Here is an 18059-nt window from a genome sequence, read left to right on the forward strand (position 1 = left end):
GCCCTTATGCGCCGAGGCTGGCGGGCAGCGGCGCTTTCAGCCACTCTTCCGACAGTTTGTTGAGCGTGCCGTCTTTGATGCCCTGCTCAATCAGCGCGTCCACTTTTGCCTTCAGCGCCGGCTCATCTTTTTTCAGGCCGATAAAGCAGGGCGAATCCTTCAGCATAAACTGCGCAACCGGCGCCTTTTGCGGGTTCTGCCGCGCGATCGCCGCCACGACCAGGTTGCCGGTCGCCACGTACTGCACCTGGCCAGAGAGGTAGGCCGACAGCGTGGTGTTGTTGTCCTCATAGCGCTTCACCTGCGCCTCTTTCGGTGCGAGGCTGCTCAGCACCATATCCTCCACCGCGCCCCGCGTCACGCCGATGCTCTTGCCGCTCAGCGCCGCCGCGTCTTTCAGCGTCTCGCCTTTCGGGCCGAAGACGCCGAGAAAGAACGGCGCATAGGCGCGGCTGAAGTCGATCACTTTTTCACGCTCGGGGTTTTTCCCCATGCTGGAGATCACCAGATCGACCTTATCGGTTTGCAGATAGGGCACGCGGTTGGCGCTGGTGACCGGCACCAGCTGCAACTTAAGTTTCATCTGTTTTGCGAGGTATTTCGCCGTATCGATGTCATAGCCCTGCGGCTGCAGATCGGTGCCAACCGATCCAAACGGCGGGAAATCCTGCGGCACCGCCACGCGCAGCACGCCGCGCTTCTCGATATCCTGCAGCTGATCCGCCAGCGCGCTGCCAGCCTGAACCATCAGTAACGCCGCCGCTGCCACCGCCATTAACGCTTTTTTCATTATGCACCCCGGTAAGTTGACCTGAAACAAAAGATTCTTGTAAATGTGATTTGCAACTAATGTGCCAATCACTGGCGCGGCGGATTAAGCGGCAGAAACGCTAATTCAAGCGAAGGAAGGCGGCCTGACGCCGCCTGATATCAAAGGATCAAAATGAGGCAAAGCACCAAAAAGGTGCTCTTTAACGGTGCTCCAGCTCGTCCAGCTGCTGGTAGAGGTCGGCGATTTGATGAATACGCTGGCGGCCCTGGGTCAGCATTTCATGCAGCAGCGCGTTGGTCAGCAAATTGATCAGGCTCATCGCAGACGCGTAGCTGTCAAAGGCCGATACGCTGTCGAGCGGCGCACAGAGCTGCCAGCGCGCCAGGCCGCTCATCGACTGCGCCTGCGGCTCGCACAGCGCCAGCAGCGGAATATCTCGCTGCTGCAGCTGCTGCATCAGCGGGCGAATCAGGCGCGGACGACGGCGAAACGCCATCACCACCACCATATCCTCAGGCGTGATATCGACAATTTCTTCCGCCAGCGTCTGGCCCGGCTGCGGCAGCACCATCACGTCGGCGCGTGCCTGGAGCAGCTGCTGGCGCAGGTGCAGCGCCAGCGGCCAGGAGTTGCGCATGCCGATAACGAAAATGCGCTTCGCTCGCGTCATCTGCTGCACCGCCTCGCCGAACTGCTGCGCGTCGAGCGCGTTCACCCACTGCGTCAGGTTCGCCATCTCCTGCTTATAATGGCGCGCCAGCAGCGTATTGCCCTGCACCGCATCGCGGTTGTCGGTGAGCGGCATGCCGCTCTGACGCAGAATGCGCAGCTCGTCGCGCATATCTTTATATTTGTCATAGCCCAGCCGCCGGAACAGGCGGCTGACCGTGGCCTTCGACACGCCGCTGAGCCTTGCCAGCTCGGCGCTGTTGTAGCTGATCAGATCGTCGAAATGGTCAAAGACGAAATCCGCAATACGCTGCTCCTGCGGCGAGAGCTGCGGATAGTGGCTTCTGAGTCGTTCATCAAGCTGTTTCATGCGTCGTCCTGTAACTTTCGTTTCAGCAGAAGCTAGCATAATTCGATCCAGGTTACCGCCGTCGTGCGCCACAGCAAAAAACTGGAACGGCTCTTGCTTGGATCCCCGCTCTGTTACCCAATAAGAACCCTCACTATGATTCAGAGCAATATGGCTCCGCTGGGCATGGCGGTCGCGCCGCATCACCTGGCGAGCGAGAGCGCGCTGGCAGTGCTGCGCGACGGCGGCAACGCCATTGAGGCGATGGTCGCCGCCGCCGCGACCATCGCCGTAGTCTATCCCCATATGAACGGCCTCGGCGGCGACGGTTTCTGGCTGGTGCTGCCCCCGAACGGCGATCCCGTGGCTATCGACGCCAGCGGCGCGGCGGGCGCGCTGGCACATCCCGATTTCTACCGCGGCCTGAGCGCGATTCCGCATCGCGGCCCCGCCGCCGCGCTCACGGTGGCCGGGACGGTGAGCGGCTGGCAGGAGGCGCTGGCGCTCTCCGGCGAGCTGGGCGGCGCCCCGCTGCCGCTGCCGCGCCTGCTGCGCGACGCGATCCGCTACGCCGCCGACGGCATTCCGGTTACCGCCTCGCAGGCGGCCGCCACCGCTGCGAAACAGCATGAACTGGCGCATCAGCCGGGGTTCGCCGCAACTTTTATGCCGGACGGCGAACCGCCGCGCGAGGGCAGCCGCTTTACCCAGCCAGCGCTGGCGCAGACGCTTAGCCTGCTGAGCGAGCAGGGTCTCGACAGCTTCTACCGCGGCGAGCTGGCGCATCATCTGGCGCGCGAAATGTCAGCGCTCGGTATGCCGGTGACGCTGGCGGATCTGCAGCAGCAGCGCGCGCGTCGCTGCGTGCCGCTGCACGTGGCGCACAGCGAAGGCGATCTGTGGAATATCGCGCCGCCGACGCAGGGGCTGGTGTCGCTGGCGATCCTCGGCGTGACTGACCATCTGGCGATGGCGCAGGCTGACGAGGCGCAGACGGTGCACCGCATTGTGGAAGCGACCAAAAAGGCTTTCGCGCTGCGCGACGCCCATCTTACCGATCCGCGCCATATGCGCTGCGAGGCGCAGTCGCTGCTGACCCAGGATCACTTCGCCACGCTGGCGAGCCAGATTAGCGAGACGCAGGCGGCGCCCTGGGGCGCCGGGCGCGGTCCCGGCGACACGGTGTGGATGGGGGTGATGGACAGCAGCGGCCTCGCCGTCTCCTTTATTCAGAGCATCTACCACGAGTTCGGCAGCGGCGTGGTGATCCCCGGCACCGGCATCACCTGGCAGAACCGCGGCGCCGCTTTCAGCCTCGACGCGGATCATCTGCTGGCGCTGGCGCCGGGCAAACAGCCGTTCCATACCCTTAATCCCGCCGCCGCGCGCCTGAAAGATGGCCGCACGCTGGTCTACGGTGCGATGGGCGGCGACGGCCAGCCGCAAACCCAGGCAGCGATCTTTACCCGCCACGTCATCCAGGGCATGCCGCTGCAGCAGGCGGTGAGCGCGCCCCGCTGGCTGCTGGGCCGCACCTGGGGTCAGTCCTCCGACTCGCTCAAGCTGGAGGGCCGCTTCTCGCCGGAGAGCGTCGCCAGGCTACGCCAGCTGGGGCACGAGGTCGAGCTGCTGCCCGACTTCAGCGAGGCGGTTGGCCACGCAGGCGCCATCGTGCGCCATAACAACGGCATGCTGGAAGGCGCATGCGATCCGCGCAGCAACGGCAGCGCGAGCGGATTCTGACAGGAGAAAAAAAGATGAATCAGACAACCGACTGGGGGCGCTATCTGGCGCTGATGGAGCAGCTGCTGGCGCTGGAGCTGGATGACCCGCGCCGCACTGAACTGGTGATTCAGCTTGAGCGCATCGCCGCGCTGGCGGCGCCGCTGATGGCGTTTCCCCTCGACGATCGGCTCGAAGTGGCGGGAGTGTTTCATCCATGAATCTGAGCGAACTCTCTCTCCGCGCGCTGCAGCAGGCGATCCAGCGCGGCGATCTCAGCGCGCGCGAGGTGGCGCAGCAAACCCTGCGTGGAATTGAACGGCACCGGGCGATTAACGCCTGGACCGAGCTCACCGACGAACGCATGCTGTGTGAGGCGGACGCCGTCGACGCGCAGCGACGCCGCGGTGAGGATCTGCCGCCGCTGGCGGGTGTGCCCTATGCGGTGAAAAATCTGTTCGACGTGGCAGGCCACACTACGCTGGCGGGGGCTGCCCTGTTTCAGGATCGCCCGGCGGCGACGCAGGACGCCTGGGCGGTGAGCCGCCTCAGCCGCGCCGGTGCGCTGCTCTCCGGCATGCTGAATATGGACGCCTACGCCTATGGCTTCACCACCGAGAACAGCCACTTTGGCGCAACGCGCAACCCGCACGATCTGACGCGCGTCGCGGGCGGCTCGTCGGGCGGCTCCGCGGCGGCGGTTGCCGCAGGCCTGGCGCACTTCTCGCTCGGTACCGACACCAACGGGTCCATTCGCGTGCCTGCGTCGCTGTGCGGCATCTTCGGCCTGAAACCGACCTTTGGCCGCCTGTCGCGCAGCGGCAGCCATCCCTTTGTCGCCAGCCTCGATCATATCGGCCCCTTCGCGCGCCGCGTTGAAGATCTGGCGCTGGTCTATGACATGCTGCAGGGCCACGACCCTCAGGACGCCTTTCAGGCAAACCGGCCCGCCGATCCCGCGCAGGTGGGGCTAGAGGAAGGGGGCCAGCGCTGTGCCGTGCTGGGCGGCTTTTTCTCGACCTGGTGCGACGACGACGCGCGCGATGCGCTGGCACGCGCCGCGCGGGCGCTGGAGATCCAGGATGAGGTGACGCTGCCGGAGGCGGAACTGGCGCGCTCGGCGGCCTTTATCCTGACCGCCTGCGAGGGCGGCAACCACTATCTGCCCGCGCTGCGCGCCTCACCGGCGCGTTTCGAACCCGCCTCGCGCGAGCGGCTGCTGGCGGGCGCAATGCTGCCTGCCGCCTGGTATGTGCAGGCGCAGCGCTTCCGCCGCCATTTCCAGCAGCAGGTGCTGCCGCTGTTCGAACGCTTCGACGTGCTGATCGCCCCCGCCACGCCCTGCACCGCGCCGCTCATCGGTCAGGAGAGCATCCGCGTTAACGGCGCTGACCTGCCGTCGCGCGCCAGCATGGGCATGCTGACGCAGCCGATCTCCTTCCTCGGGCTGCCGGTGTGCAGCGTGCCGCTGGCAACGAAAAGCGGCCTGCCGATCGGGCTTCAGCTCATCGCCGCGCCTTTTAACGAGGCTGCCGCGCTGCGCGTCGCTTTCGCCCTTGAGCAGCAGGGCATCACCCTGGCACCAACGTCTATGGATAACCGCAATGAACCCTGAAGAGATTAATTTACCGCACGTCGTCGCGGAGGTGACCGCCGCCTTTTACCGCTATGAGCAGGCGCTGGTAAGCAACGATATCGCGACGCTCGACGCGCTGTTCTGGCACGATGAACGCACCGTTCGCCTCGGGGCAGGCGAGAACCTCTACGGCATTGAGCAGATCCGCGCCTTTCGCGCCCAGCGTCCTGCGGCCGGGCTGGCGCGCACCCTGCGCAACAGCGTTATCACCACCTTTGGCGAAGATTACGCGGTATGCAGCACCGAGTTCACGCGGGAAGGCTCGTCGAAAACTGGCCGTCAGCAGCAGAGCTGGGTCAGGCTGCCTGAGGGCTGGCGCATCGTCGCCGCGCAGGTCAGCCTGATGAGCGAAAGCTAGATTAGCGGGCGCGCCGCGCCTGGCGCGCCACCGCAATCGCTTCGGCGCGCTGCAGCAGCTGCTGGAGGTCATCTTCATCAATATCCAGCAGTTCGCCGCTTTCCAGCGCCTGATGCAGATCATCGCGGGTAATCGGCACGTCCAGCGCCACCGGCGCGGGTTTCGCTTCGGCAGCGGCCAGCGGGTGCGGATAGCGGCGGCCCGCCAGGTTATTGAAGAAGATCGCCAGCAGCGCCAGGCAGAGGGAGTTAAGCAGTATGGGCGTCAGAATATAGTGGTAGCCCAGCTGGTGGACGTGCCCCCCGCCGAGAATCGCGGTCAGCGCCACCGCGCCGCTGGGCGGATGCAGGCAGCGCAGCTGAAACATCACGGCGATCGCCAGGCAGGCGGCGACGCCGCAGGCCAGCGGCGCATAAGGGATCGTGATGGCGGCGGTCACGCCAATCGCCGCCGCCACCATATTGCCGCCGACAATCGACCAGGGCTGCGCCAGCGGGCTGTTCGGGATGCCGAACAGCAGCACGGCAGACGCGCCCATCGGCGCAACGAACCACAAATTAACCTGCCCTAACAGCCAGTGGCTTATCAGGCTGGTGATGGTCAGGCCAAGCCCGGCGCCGACGCTGGCGATAACGATCTCTTTTTTGGCCACCGGCAGCGGATGCGGCCAGAAGCGGGCAAAAAAAGTGCGCAGCCCGCTCCTCCCCTTCGCCTGACGCGATTCAGTCATCTTCACAACGCTTATTCATCAGAAAAAATTATGGAATGGGCGATTGTCGCCGATTGATTTGGCCGTCACAACCGCAGGGTGGAGTGACGGGTCAGGATTCGGAATTGTGCCCAGGGCTGGCGGCGCGCCAGCCCGGAAGGCTATTTGACGACCGGACTTTTCTTCAGCGACAGCGCCGAGAGGAACGCATCGTCGAGCTGCAGATGCTGCGCCACCAGCTCGCGCGGCGTGCTGGCGAGCCACTGATTAAGAGAGATATCGGCGTAGTAATCGCTTTTGAACAGCTCCAGAAACCGTAGCGGCCCGGTGCCGGTGTTCTCGATATAGTGCCCCATGGCGAACGGGACATAGCCGACGTCGCCTGCCCGGTAATCAAAGGTTCTCGCCTGGCCGGAGGAGGCGAATACGCCCATGCGCCCCTCGCCTTCCAGATAGTATTGCCACTCATCGTTGTTGGGATGCCAGTGCAGTTCGCGCATGCCGCCCGGCGCAACCTCCACCAGCGCGGCCGCGATGGTTTTCGATACCGGAAAGGTCGAGGAGTCGGTAATGCGTACCGTACCGCCCGGCGCGTTAATCGGCGTCTGCGCCAGCATATGATGGGTGAAGACGCGTTTTGATTTCGGCGCCCCCTTGGTGGCGTCCGCAGCCAGGCTACCCGGCACCTTGCCGGCAAAAATATATTCGTCGTCCGGGGAAGGCAGTTTTGCAAAGGTTGAAACCGGCACGCTGAAGTTTTTTGCCAGAATATCGGGCGGAACATGTTTGAACCAGTCTGACAAGAGAAAGGTGCTGTCTTCATCGAAGCTGCCGTCGTCAAACGCCAGCAGAAACTCACAGCCGTCGGGCCCCAGTCCCTGAATCGAGTGCGGTATGCCCGGCGGAAAGTACCAGAGATCGCCGACCCCGATATCATCGACAAACCAGCCGCCGTCGGTATCGAAGGCGGTCACGCGCGCTTTGCCGAAGGTCATATAAGCCCACTCGCCCTCTTTGTGCCAGTGCAGTTCGCGGATGCCGCCCGCGTTGAGGCGCATATCAACCCCCGCGATGGTGGTGGAGATGCCCAGCTCGCGCTGCGTCACCTGGCGCGTCCAGCCGCCGCTGCCTTTGCGCACGTGCGCGTCGCTGAAAGAGAAGCGCAGATTGGGCAGCGTGCCGCTGTCGGTAGCGGGCGGATTGACGATATCGGGGTTCTGCGCCTCGCGCGCCGGATCGTGCGGCCCGGGATCGCGCGGCGTGCCCGCAGGCCAGGAGGCAATGGTGTCGTGGGCGTGGACCTGGCCTGCCGCCAGGGCTACCGTGCCGCCAGCGGCGAACGCCATAAAATTCCTTCGGGAAAGCTTGCTCATTTACAGGGTTCCTCATTCCGTGGTTAGTCCGGAATATCTATACGCGCAAAGCGAACCGTCGGCGGCAGGCAAGATGTAACAGTCCATCGGGCGACGAGGAACCTCAGGTTTTTTAATCAATTTTATGAGGGGAAAATTTTTACTTCATTTAAACATGGTTAAAAATGGCGTCAGAATGGGCTTTGAGGCGCGCACGAATTGCTAACGGTTGAGGAGATGCATTAATATTTCTGCTAAATAACCCGTTACATCTTTTTAACAAGAACGGTCCGGAAAGCGCGGCTGTTTGCGCAGCCGCGTCGGGTAATACTCAGGGCTGCGGCGCGGGATGCACCGCGGCCCAGTGATCGGCGATCTGCTGGCGGGTACAGATCCAGACATCGTTATGCTGCTGAATATGGTCGAGGAAGTTTTGCAGCGCTTTGAATTTCCCCGGCCGGCCCAGCAGGCGACAGTGCATGCCAACCGACATCATTTTCGGCTGGGTTTCGCCCTCTTCATAGAGCACGTCAAAGGTGTCGCGCAGGTAGGTAAAAAACTGCTCGGCGGTATTGAACCCCTGTGGCGTCGCGAAGCGCATATCGTTGCACTCCAGCGTGTAAGGGATCACCAGATGCGGCTTCACGGTGCCGTCCTGACAGGTGACCTGCGTCCAGAACGGCAGGTCGTCGCCGTAATAGTCGCTGTCGTAGCTAAAGCCGCCCTGCTCGACCACCAGCCGCCGCGTGTTGGGGCTGTCGCGCCCGGTGTACCAGCCGGTGGGCGCCTTGCCGAACAGGTCGGTAAGCACGTCGACCGCCTGCTGCATATGCTGGCGCTCGGTTTTGGCGTCCATCGACTGGTAGTGGATCCAGCGCCAGCCGTGGCTGACCACGTCGTAGTCGGCCTGTTTGATCGCCTCGACGATCTGCGGATGACGCGCCAGCGCCATCGCGACGCCAAACACCGTCAGCGGCAGACCGCGCTTCTGGAATTCGCGGTGGATGCGCCAGAAGCCAGCGCGCGAACCATATTCGTAGAGCGAATCCATCGACATATGGCGATCGGGATAGCTGGCCGCCCCGATGATGTCGGAGAGGAACTGCTCGGAACCGGCATCGCCGTGCAGCACGTTGTTCTCGGCGCCCTCTTCATAGTTGAGCACGAACTGTACCGCCACGCGTGCCTTGTTCGGCCAGGCGGCGTGCGGCGGCGTGGCGCCATAGCCGATCAGATCGCGCGGATAGTTTTTGTTGAAGCTGTACTCTTTCTTCTCTGCACTATCCATTCATCAATTCCTGTTTAATTACGGCAAGGTTTCGTTAGTTTAGATGCTGAAACGCGCCTGAGAGAGGTTTAGCGATCGGCTGAGCGAGATCGCCATGCTTGCTGGTGCCAAAGCCAAGCGCTACCAGTGCCTCCACCATTTTTACCGCTGCGCTGACGCCGTCGATAACCGGCATCCCCAGCTCCTGCGTCAGCTCGCGCGCCAGCGTCGCCATGCCGCCGCAGCCCAGCACGATGGCGCCGCTGCCATCCTGTTGCTTCGCCTGCAGGCACTGCTGGCGCACTTTCTCCTGCGCCAGCCCCGAACCATCCTCCAGCGCCAGCACCGGCAGATCGATGGCGTGCAGCGCGGCGCAGTGATGGGTAAAGCCGTACTGCTGCAGCAGATGGCGCGCGATAATCAGCGTGCGTGGCAGCGTGGTGACGATGGAAAAGCGCGTCGCCACCAGCGTCGCGGCGTGCATCGCCGCTTCGGCGATGCCGATGACCGGCCCGCTGGCCAGCTCGCGCGCCGCCAGCAGCCCGGGGTCGCCAAAGCAGGCAATAACGTGGCCGCTGACGCCCTGCGCTTTGCCGCGCTTCACCTGCTCCAGCACGCCAATCGCCGCGATCGCCTCATCGAAATGGCCCTCAATCGAGGGCACGCCCTGCGAGGGCGACACGGCGATAATCTCGGTGCCTGGCGCAGCGACCGCGCGCGCCGCCGCGCCGATGGTTTCCGTCATCGCCAGGCTGGTGTTGGGGTTGATGACCTGGATCAGGCTCATGATGTCACCTCTTTATGACGGGCAAATAACCGTGAGAAGTCGGGCAGCGTTTCACCGCTGCGCTCGAAGTGCAGGCTGGAGACGATGTGGTCGAAGTGGTGCTGCAGCGCCTGAGTCAGCGCGGCGAGGTCGCCCGCGCGCAGGTGGGCCACCAGCCGGTCGTGGTCGTCGCAGCGGCAGCCCTGCTGCCAGGGCGCGCCCCAGGCAGCGATCACCAGCGAAGAGCGCTGCGTCAGGCGCGTGACCAGTTCCGTCAGCACCGCATTACCCGCAATCGCCTGCAGTTCGATATGGAAAGCCGCGGAGAGACGGATCGCCGCTGCGCCGTCACGCGCATCGTGCGCCTGCTGCTCCTGAGCGATACGCTGCGTCAGCCCCGCCAGATGCGGCGGCTGCAGATGCGACAGCACGGCGGGCAAATTGGCGCACTCGATTAGCGCACGGGTGCGGAAAATGTCGCGCGCTTCATCAACGCCAGGCGTGGTCACCTGTGCACCGCGCCTGGGCAACAGCGTCACCATCTGCACTGCGGCGAGGCGCTGCAGGACTTTGCGAATGCCGGTGCGGCTGACGCCGAACACCTCTGCCAGCGCTTCTTCCGGCAGTTTGCTGCCCGGCGGCAGCTGATGCTCCACGATGGCGTTCATTAACGCCTGGTAGATAGATTCGTCTTTATCCCCGCGATCGGCGGCCAGTGCCTGGCCTGTCTCACTTCTCATACCGGACTCCCTTTACAGGCTGTGTGCCACCATCGTATACGCGAAAACCTTTTTTTGTATACAAGACTTCAATTCTGGCCTGGATCCTGCAACAGCTTTTCACGTTGCTAAGACCGTTAACCCTCGTGATAAGGAGCAGGTTTCATGCCAAACCCTCAAAAACATGTTTCCGCGTCGGCCGCTGAAGCCCGCGCGCGCTACAGTCCCCGCCTGACCAATGAGGATCTGGCGCCGACGCGCCAGCAAAACTGGACGTGGTACAACATTTTCTCTTTCTGGATGTCGGATGTGCACAGCATGGGCGGCTATGTGGTCGCGGCCAGCTTTTTCACCCTTGGGCTGGCGAGCTGGCAGGTGCTGATTTGCCTGCTGGCGGGGATCTGCATCGTGCAGCTCTGCGCTAACCTGGTGGCGAAGCCGAGCCAGATGGCAGGCGTACCTTATGCGGTGATCTCTCGCCAGGCGTTCGGCGTTTTTGGTGCCAATATTCCGGCGGTGATCCGCGGGCTGATTGCCTTCGCCTGGTATGGCATTCAGACCTACCTGGCCGCCAACGCGCTGATGCTGGTGCTGCTGAAATTCTTTCCGACGCTGGCGTCGATGACCCACGCCAGCTGGCTGGGCCTGTCGCTGCTCGGCTGGTGCTGCTTCGGCGTGATGTGGCTGCTTCAGGCGATGGTGTTCTGGCACGGCATGAGCGCCATTAAGCGCTTTATCGACGTGGCGGGTCCCGCCGTTTATGTGGTGATGGTGGCGCTGGCGGGCTGGATTGTATACAAGACGGGGTTCGACGGTATCTCGTTTACCCTGGCGAGCAAATCCCTGAGCGCAGGCGAACAGAGCTGGCAGATGATCACCGCCACCGCGCTGGTGGTCTCCTACTTTTCCGGGCCGCTGCTTAACTTCGGCGACTTCTCGCGCTACGGCAAAAGCATGGGCGAGATCCGCCGCGGCAACCGCTGGGGCCTGCCCTTTAACTTTTTGCTCTTCTCCGTGGTGACGGTGGTGATCGTCTCCGGCACGCAGTCGCTGTTCGGCAAGATGATTACCGATCCTATCGAAACCGTCAGCATGGTCGGCAATGACCTGGCGGTGGCGATTGGGCTGCTGACCATGATCACCGCCACCATCGGCATTAATATCGTGGCGAACTTCGTCTCGCCAGCGTTCGATTTCTCTAACTGCTCGCCGCAAAAAATCAGCTTCCGCACCGGCGGTATGATCGCCGCAGTAGGTTCGGTGCTGCTGACGCCGTGGAACCTGTTCCAGTCGCCCGAACTGATCCACTATACGCTCGACGTGCTGGGCGCCTTTATCGGGCCACTCTTTGGCATCCTGCTGGCAGATTTCTATCTGATTAAACGCGGCCGCGTCTTTGTCGATGACCTGTTCGACGCAACGCCGAAAGGGCGCTACTGGTATCGCGGCGGATTCAATCCAAAAGCGATTGCCGCACTGCTGCCTTCAGTGGCTATTGGTCTGATCATCAGCTTTATGCCGTCGCTGCATGAGGTCGCCAGTTTTAGCTGGTTTATCGGTGCGGCACTGGGCGGCGGATGCTATCGCTATCTGGCGCGCCACGAGCGTGAAGCAGGCGCCGCCCAGCCTTTCGCCGGTGGCGTTGCGATGCAGAAAGAGTAAGGAAGCAGAAAAGCAAAAGGCCGATTCATTGCTGAATCGGCCTTTCTGAAGAGTTGGCGGTGCGGACGGGACTCGAACCCGCGACCCCCGGCGTGACAGGCCGGTATTCTAACCGACTGAACTACCGCACCGCGCTGTGTTCCCCGTCGGGAACGAGGCGCATATTAATGGCCGCTCAGGATCCCGTCAACGCTTTTTCTCGCCGCGTTGCGCGTTTGCTGTTTTTTTACGCTTAACGCTGATTTAACCAGCGAAACGCTTTCTGTTAACCGCGCCAGAGGCAGCTTCCACCTTTTTTCATCACCAGATCGAGACGCGACTCATGCGCCATCACCTCTTCGTCCGACGCCGCCACGACCCGCAGCGCTGAGGCGGGCCGCACGATGCGCTGGATAGCTTCGCCCTCGTTCTGCTGCGCGCCGTCGCCTTCCTGCGAAAACGCCAGCGACGTCTGGCCGCCGGTCATTGCCAGGAAGACTTCCGCCAGGATTTCGGAGTCGAGCAGCGCGCCGTGCAGCGTACGCTTGCTGTTGTCGATCTCATAGCGCGAGCAGAGCGCATCCAGACTGTTGCGCTTACCCGGGAACATCTTGCGCGCCATCGCCAGGCTGTCGGTGATGCGACAGAAGGTTTCGGTTTTCGCAATGCCGCGGTTCAGCATGGAAAACTCATAATCCATAAAGCCGATATCAAACGAGGCGTTATGGATCACCAGCTCGGCGCCGCGAATATAGTCGAGGAATTCGTCCGCGATCTCGGCGAAGGTCGGCTTATCGGCGAGAAACTCATCCGCAATACCGTGCACGCCGAATGCTTCCGGATCTACCAGCCGATCGGGACGCAGATAGATATGGAAGTTGTTGCCGGTCAGGCGACGATTTACCACCTCTACTGCGCCGATTTCAATGATGCGGTGACCTTCATAATGCACACCGATCATGTTCATGCCGGTGGTTTCAGTATCGAGTACGATCTGGCGGTTATTTGCAGTGCTCATAGGATTCGTTTTATGTCAGACTTGGCGTTTTTCTCAGAAGGGAGTCTACCAGAGATGCGCAAGCAGGTAGAAATATTCACCGACGGATCCTGCCTCGGCAATCCCGGTCCCGGCGGCTACGGCGCGATTTTACGCTACGGGCAGCACGAAAAGCTATTTAGCGCCGGTTACCGCCTTACCACCAATAACCGCATGGAGCTGATGGCGGCGATTGTGGCGCTGGAAGCGCTGAAAGAGCCTTGCCACGTGGTGCTGAGCACCGACAGTCAGTATGTGCGCCAGGGCATTACCAGCTGGATCCATAACTGGAAAAAGCGCGGCTGGAAAACGGCGGATAAGAAGCCGGTAAAAAATGTCGATCTCTGGAAGCGCCTCGACAGCGCGCTGGCCGGGCATGAGATCCAGTGGGAATGGGTCAAAGGCCATGCCGGCCATCCCGAAAACGAACGATGCGACGAGCTGGCGCGCAGCGCAGCGTCGCATCCGCAGTCAGAGGATATCGGCTACAAAGTCGAGTCCTGATCTTTCGCCGCGCGGAACTGCCGCGTGGCGTTCACCGCCGGACGCAGCTGCGCCTTGCCCAATGTCTTTTTCGCCTTTGTCGGCGTTAGCGGGAATGTGCGTTTACGCGCCACGACGATATTCAGGCAGCCCAGTGCAGGCAGATGCGCGCTAATCACCTTGCCGCCCTGCCGGTGCCAGGGCACTACCTGAAAACGGGTGCGGAACACCACTTCGTAATTGAGCAGGCTCAGCCAGTCAAGCAGGCGCATCTGGCTAAACATCCGTCCGCTCCAGGGCGCTTTGCGCTGAATGCCGGGCAGCGCTTTGCTGATGCCCAGCAGCGAAAAGGGATTAAAGCCGCTGATAATCATCCAGCCGTCGTCAATCAGCACGCGATCTACTTCGCGCAGCACCCGGTGCGGATCCTGGCTCCAGGCCAGCGTATGCGCCAGCAGGCAGGCGTCGATAGACTTGGACTCAAACGGCAGCTGCGTCGGGTGCGCCAGCACCTGCAGCAGCTCGCCTTCGCTGCCGACATTGACCTGATGTGAAATAGCGCAGTGCTCGGTATTGATTTCTGCACTAAGGTTGCCAAGCTTAAGCATATGAAAGCCATATAGCTTTCCCAGGTAGGGCTGGAGTTGCTGCGTCAGCGCGTCGCGGAAATAGTCTCCCCACGGCATATCGCGCCATGAGCGCGGTGCGGTCAGAATCTGGCGTGTTTTAGCGCGCTTCATGCTTTACCATCTTCCTTTTCTAACGGCCTGCGAGAGGTGATTATGAATCTTACCAGTATTCCTGCGCTACAGGATAACTACATCTGGACGCTGAACGACGACGCTGGCAACTGCCTGATTGTCGACCCCGGCGAAGCGCAACCCGTGCTGGAGAAAGTTTACGCGAACGGCTGGAAACCGGCGGGGATTTTGCTGACTCACCATCATCACGATCATGTCGGCGGCGTACAAGCACTGCTGGAAAAATTTCCTGGCCTTGAGGTTTTCGGTCCACAGGAAACAGAAGATAAAGGCGCGTCAACGGTGGTCAGCGAAGGCGACACGGTGTCGCTAATGGGAATGGAATTCAGCGTGATTCATACGCCCGGTCATACTTTAGGACATATCTCATATTACAGCTCGCCTTATCTTTTTTGCGGCGACACCCTGTTTTCCGGCGGTTGCGGGCGTCTTTTTGAAGGCACAGCTGAGCAAATGTATGAATCATTTCAAAAGATTGAGCAACTTCCCGACGACACTCTGGTTTGCTGCGCGCATGAGTACACTTTATCTAATTTGAAGTTTGCTGCGGCTATTCTGCCCCATGACCCGCAAATTATGGCAGAATATCAGAAAATTAAGGACTTACGCGCCAAAAACGGCATTACTTTACCCACAAAACTGGCGCACGAACGGCAAATAAATTTATTTTTGCGTACGCAAGATCCTGATTTGAAAAGGACATTGAACATAAATTTAACACCTGACCACATATGGGACACATTTGCTCTTTTACGGGAAAAGAAAGACCAGTTTTGATTTTTCGGGTTGTGTTGTGACAGGGCGTCACGTATAGTTGCTCGTCTTTTAAGCGAACTATTGACACACACATGAAGGCTAAAGCGATATTACTCGCCTCGGTCTTGCTGGTGGGATGTCAGGCATCACGGAATGACGCCAATATCCCTGAACAGCATGCCCAGAGTCTGTCTTCAGCTGGTCAAGGTGAAAATGGAAAGTACGGTGATCGAATGTTGTCGCCGCGATGGCAGGAAGATGGAACTGGCTTCGCAGAAGATACCGATCTCTGGAGTTTCATTAGTGACGAGTTGAAGATGGGGATTCCGGAAAACAGCCGGATCCGCGAACAAAAACAAAAGTACTTAAAAAATAAGAGCTATCTCCACGATGTAACATTACGGGCAGAGCCGTACATGTACTGGATAGTCGAGCAGATACATAAACGTAAGATGCCGATGGAACTGGTACTGCTACCCATAGTGGAGAGCGCTTTTGACCCCCATGCAACCTCATCAGCCAATGCCGCTGGCATCTGGCAGATTGTTGCAAGAACGGGCAAAAACTATGGTTTGAAACAAAACCAGTGGTACGACGGGCGCCGTGATGTGGTCGCCTCGACCAGGGCTGCGCTGGATATGATGCAGCGTCTGAACAAGATGTTTGACGGCGACTGGTTGCTGACCGTCGCGGCTTATAACAGCGGTGAAGGACGTGTATTAAAGGCAATTAAACAGAACAAGGCGCGTGGCAAGCCCACCGACTTCTGGAATCTGTCGCTGCCGCGTGAGACCACGGTCTACGTACCGAAAATGTTGGCCTTGAGCGAACTGCTTAAGAACAACAAGCGCTACGGTATTAAACTGCCGACACCTGACGAAAGCCGCGCGCTGGCGCGCGTTGAAGTCGGTCAGCAGATGCAGTTGACGCAGGCTGCCGAAATGGCGGGTATGTCGCTCAGCAAGCTCAAGAGCTTCAATACCGGCTATAAAAAAGGTGCTACCGCGCCCAACGGACCGCAGTACATTTTAGTACCCAAGTCCCACGTGGCGAAGCTGCGTAGCTCGCTGGCTTCTGGCGACATTGCAGCAGTACAGCCGACGCAGCTGGCGAAAAACAGCGCGTCTGGCAGCAGCTATAAAGTGCGTCGCGGCGACACGCTTTCCGGCATTGCCAGCAAACTGGGCGTCAGCGTCGCATCGCTGAAGCAACAGAACAATTTACGGAGCGCCAGCGTTCGCATCGGTCAGACGCTGACCGTGGGCGACAGCGGCACGAGCCTGGCTGATAATAGCAACAGCATCACCTATCGCGTGCGTAAAGGTGATTCTCTTGCCAGCATTGCAAGGCGCCACGGCGTCGATATCAAAGATGTGATGCGCTGGAATACGGTCCTGAGCAGCACGAAAGATATTCAGCCTGGAGACAGGCTAACGCTTTACGTAAATAATAACGCATCGCCTGATACCTGATGCGTTGAAAAGGCCAACCTTTGTTGGCCTTTTTTTCATTTCCGCCCGCTTTTCTCTTCCTTTTTTCAATAACTTATTAGTCGAATATGAAACGCGCCTCTCCTCATGTATGGCCTGAAGCCCTATAGGCGGCAAAAATCAGAGCGAAGGAGGCGGGAATGGCATTCAGTCAGGTAATTCGCCCTCTCGCACTATTAGGATAGAGAAGGCGAACAGGCGCGTGCTGCCCTTAGCGTGCGGCGTTAAACTCGACCAGTAAGGGGTTATGGTCGGAGGCGCGCGTAACCAGCACAGAGGCCCTGCTGACGTTCATATCGCGATAGAAGACGAAATCCAGAGGGCGGCCAAACGCTTTACGTCGATGATCATCCGTAAACCTCACCTCTTTTAGCGTCATTTCGCGCGCAAACCGATAGAGCGCGTGGATGCGCTGACGGCTCCATGCGTTGAAATCACCTGCCATGATAACCGGGCCTTTATGATGCAAAATCTGCTCGCCTATCGGCCCTAGCTGCTTGCTGTAGACATCGATGCCAAGGCTGAAATTGACCGCATGGATATTTACGACCATCAGCATTTCGCCGGTCGGCAGCGGATAGGCGGTGACCAGTGCCGACTTAGCCAGCCGCAGCAGCGGCTCTCGCTCGCGCAGCGGGCAGCAGTAGACCGGATGGGCGGAAGCGAGCGTCATCACGCCAGAAGGATGCTGAGGCAGCACAAAAGCGGGGACCTGATCGGCGGCAAGATAATTGCTGGTCGCAAACTTTATCAGCTCAGGCGTGGTTTGCGCCTCCTGCAGCAGTACCAGGTGTGCGTCTTTACCGAACCCCTGCAGTACAGACATCCAGTCGGCGCGCTGCTGTTTGAAAATATTCCACACTAACACTTTAAGATGGGCATCAGGCGACAGCGGCGCCCCTGGCGGAAGCGCCTGGCCAAGATGTAGCATGGCACCCGGCGGAAAGATCTGTTCTACCGGCTGACCCGCGACATAGCGCATTGCATAAGTTTTTTTTCGCACGTTTTCGCCTGCTTCCTTCCGTACCCGTTGCACCTGTCAGTTATAGGGATTTTAGTCGGGGGTTTCAATCGGTGTTGGGAATTGTAGGAATCATCGTGTGCGAATGAGGCTTTTTAACGCAAAAGAAAAAGCCCTGACTTTGCAGTCAGGGCTTATCTGTTAGGTGGCGGTGCGGACGGGACTCGAACCCGCGACCCCCGGCGTGACAGGCCGGTATTCTAACCGACTGAACTACCGCACCACCGAATACTGCTGCTACCAGCGGGGTCTCGCTGATAACCGGTGTCACCCTCGCGGGTGGATACCAATATGGATGCCTGGCAGTTCCCTACTCTCGCATGGGGAGACCCCACACTACCATCGGCGCTACGGCGTTTCACTTCTGAGTTCGGCATGGGGTCAGGTGGGACCGCCGCGCTAAGGCCGCCAGGCAAATTCTGTTTTCCGCGCCGCCCGCAGGGCCGCGCAGAATATCCGGTACAGGCTGAAAATCTTCGCGTCTCGCAAAACGCCTCTGGCGTTGTAAGGTTAAGCCTCACGGGTCATTAGTACCGGTTAGCTCAACGCATC

18 protein-coding genes, 2 tRNA genes and 1 rRNA gene are annotated in these 18059 nt (G+C 60.3%); 8 read left to right on the plus strand and 13 right to left on the minus strand.

Going from position 1 to position 18059, the window contains the following annotated elements; translation table 11 throughout:
* Positions 1 to 4: 4 nt before the first annotated feature.
* Complete coding sequence (locus tag ACR6A7_RS19350; RefSeq protein ID WP_434126900.1) at positions 5 to 790, minus strand: transporter substrate-binding domain-containing protein; 786 nt, start codon at positions 788 to 790, stop codon at positions 5 to 7.
* 181 nt (positions 791 to 971) lie between these two features.
* A complete protein-coding gene (gene hpxU / locus ACR6A7_RS19355) occupies positions 972 to 1811 on the minus strand; it encodes a MurR/RpiR family transcriptional regulator HpxU (protein WP_434126901.1) in 840 nt (279 codons plus the stop codon).
* Positions 1812 to 1946: 135 nt separating this feature from the next.
* Here hpxU and ACR6A7_RS19360 point away from each other — a divergent pair, with 135 nt between their 5' ends.
* Genes ACR6A7_RS19360 through hpxZ form a run of 4 tightly spaced genes read left to right on the plus strand, consistent with a single transcriptional unit; the run spans position 1947 to position 5506 of the window.
* The gene (locus ACR6A7_RS19360) at positions 1947 to 3533 is read left to right on the plus strand and encodes a gamma-glutamyltransferase family protein (RefSeq protein ID WP_434126902.1); all 1587 of its coding nucleotides are present in this window, start codon (positions 1947 to 1949) and stop codon (positions 3531 to 3533) included.
* Positions 3534 to 3547: 14 nt separating this feature from the next.
* On the plus strand, positions 3548 to 3733 hold the full coding sequence (gene hpxX, locus ACR6A7_RS19365; protein WP_434126903.1) for an oxalurate catabolism protein HpxX: 186 nt from the start codon (positions 3548 to 3550) through the stop codon (positions 3731 to 3733).
* Positions 3730 to 5127, plus strand: coding sequence for an AtzE family amidohydrolase (locus ACR6A7_RS19370; protein WP_434126904.1), 1398 nt, complete (start codon positions 3730 to 3732; stop codon positions 5125 to 5127). The genes hpxX and ACR6A7_RS19370 overlap by 4 nt, the downstream gene beginning before the upstream one ends.
* Positions 5117 to 5506, plus strand: a complete 390-nt coding sequence (hpxZ, locus tag ACR6A7_RS19375; protein ID WP_434126905.1) for an oxalurate catabolism protein HpxZ — start codon at positions 5117 to 5119, stop codon at positions 5504 to 5506. The genes ACR6A7_RS19370 and hpxZ overlap by 11 nt, the downstream gene beginning before the upstream one ends.
* A gap of 1 nt (position 5507) precedes the next feature.
* Here hpxZ and ACR6A7_RS19380 read toward each other — a convergent pair whose 3' ends face one another.
* From ACR6A7_RS19380 to ACR6A7_RS19400, 5 genes are all read right to left on the minus strand, one after another.
* Positions 5508 to 6236, minus strand: coding sequence for an HPP family protein (locus tag ACR6A7_RS19380; protein ID WP_434126917.1), 729 nt, complete (start codon positions 6234 to 6236; stop codon positions 5508 to 5510).
* A 140-nt stretch (positions 6237 to 6376) separates the two neighbouring features.
* Positions 6377 to 7588 carry an oxalate decarboxylase family bicupin gene (locus ACR6A7_RS19385; RefSeq protein WP_434126906.1) on the minus strand — a complete coding sequence of 404 codons (1212 nt, stop codon included), beginning with the start codon at positions 7586 to 7588 and terminating at the stop codon, positions 6377 to 6379.
* Between the two features lie 310 nt (positions 7589 to 7898).
* Positions 7899 to 8855 carry an allantoinase PuuE gene (gene puuE, locus ACR6A7_RS19390; protein WP_434126907.1) on the minus strand — a complete coding sequence of 319 codons (957 nt, stop codon included), beginning with the start codon at positions 8853 to 8855 and terminating at the stop codon, positions 7899 to 7901.
* Positions 8856 to 8889: 34 nt separating this feature from the next.
* On the minus strand, positions 8890 to 9621 hold the full coding sequence (gene hpxA / locus ACR6A7_RS19395) for an allantoin racemase (RefSeq protein ID WP_096072615.1): 732 nt from the start codon (positions 9619 to 9621) through the stop codon (positions 8890 to 8892).
* On the minus strand, positions 9618 to 10340 hold the full coding sequence (locus ACR6A7_RS19400) for a GntR family transcriptional regulator (protein ID WP_434126908.1): 723 nt from the start codon (positions 10338 to 10340) through the stop codon (positions 9618 to 9620). Before ACR6A7_RS19400 ends, hpxA begins: the two co-directional genes overlap by 4 nt.
* Before the next feature lie 144 nt (positions 10341 to 10484).
* Here ACR6A7_RS19400 and ACR6A7_RS19405 point away from each other — a divergent pair, with 144 nt between their 5' ends.
* A complete protein-coding gene (locus ACR6A7_RS19405; RefSeq protein WP_434126909.1) occupies positions 10485 to 11981 on the plus strand; it encodes an NCS1 family nucleobase:cation symporter-1 in 1497 nt (498 codons plus the stop codon).
* A gap of 54 nt (positions 11982 to 12035) precedes the next feature.
* Here ACR6A7_RS19405 and ACR6A7_RS19410 read toward each other — a convergent pair.
* A tRNA-Asp gene (locus ACR6A7_RS19410) sits at positions 12036 to 12112 on the minus strand.
* A gap of 134 nt (positions 12113 to 12246) precedes the next feature.
* A complete protein-coding gene (dnaQ, locus tag ACR6A7_RS19415; RefSeq protein ID WP_434126910.1) occupies positions 12247 to 12978 on the minus strand; it encodes a DNA polymerase III subunit epsilon in 732 nt (243 codons plus the stop codon).
* A 54-nt stretch (positions 12979 to 13032) separates the two neighbouring features.
* Here dnaQ and rnhA point away from each other — a divergent pair, with 54 nt between their 5' ends.
* Positions 13033 to 13500 carry a ribonuclease HI gene (rnhA, locus tag ACR6A7_RS19420; protein WP_033752878.1) on the plus strand — a complete coding sequence of 156 codons (468 nt, stop codon included), beginning with the start codon at positions 13033 to 13035 and terminating at the stop codon, positions 13498 to 13500.
* On the opposite strand, the gene ACR6A7_RS19425 is transcribed toward rnhA, so the two are convergent.
* On the minus strand, positions 13482 to 14219 hold the full coding sequence (locus ACR6A7_RS19425) for a class I SAM-dependent methyltransferase (RefSeq protein ID WP_434126911.1): 738 nt from the start codon (positions 14217 to 14219) through the stop codon (positions 13482 to 13484). The two genes, rnhA and ACR6A7_RS19425, sit on opposite strands and share 19 nt — an antisense overlap.
* A gap of 42 nt (positions 14220 to 14261) precedes the next feature.
* Here ACR6A7_RS19425 and gloB point away from each other — a divergent pair, with 42 nt between their 5' ends.
* Both gloB and mltD read left to right on the plus strand, forming a co-directional pair.
* Positions 14262 to 15017, plus strand: coding sequence for a hydroxyacylglutathione hydrolase (gene gloB / locus ACR6A7_RS19430; RefSeq protein ID WP_434126912.1), 756 nt, complete (start codon positions 14262 to 14264; stop codon positions 15015 to 15017).
* Positions 15018 to 15088: 71 nt separating this feature from the next.
* Complete coding sequence (gene mltD, locus ACR6A7_RS19435) at positions 15089 to 16468, plus strand: murein transglycosylase D (protein WP_434126913.1); 1380 nt, start codon at positions 15089 to 15091, stop codon at positions 16466 to 16468.
* Between the two features lie 229 nt (positions 16469 to 16697).
* Here mltD and ACR6A7_RS19440 read toward each other — a convergent pair whose 3' ends face one another.
* The 3 genes from ACR6A7_RS19440 to rrf all read right to left on the minus strand — a co-directional run bounded on the left by ACR6A7_RS19440 (position 16698) and on the right by rrf (position 17920).
* On the minus strand, positions 16698 to 17489 hold the full coding sequence (locus ACR6A7_RS19440; RefSeq protein WP_434126914.1) for an endonuclease/exonuclease/phosphatase family protein: 792 nt from the start codon (positions 17487 to 17489) through the stop codon (positions 16698 to 16700).
* Positions 17490 to 17653: 164 nt separating this feature from the next.
* Positions 17654 to 17730, minus strand: a tRNA-Asp gene (locus ACR6A7_RS19445).
* A gap of 74 nt (positions 17731 to 17804) precedes the next feature.
* Positions 17805 to 17920: ribosomal RNA gene (gene rrf, locus ACR6A7_RS19450) — 5S ribosomal RNA — on the minus strand.
* Positions 17921 to 18059 lie beyond the last annotated feature (139 nt).

The organism is Pantoea phyllosphaerae (genome assembly GCF_051025595.1).
Lineage (GTDB): Bacteria > Pseudomonadota > Gammaproteobacteria > Enterobacterales > Enterobacteriaceae > Pantoea.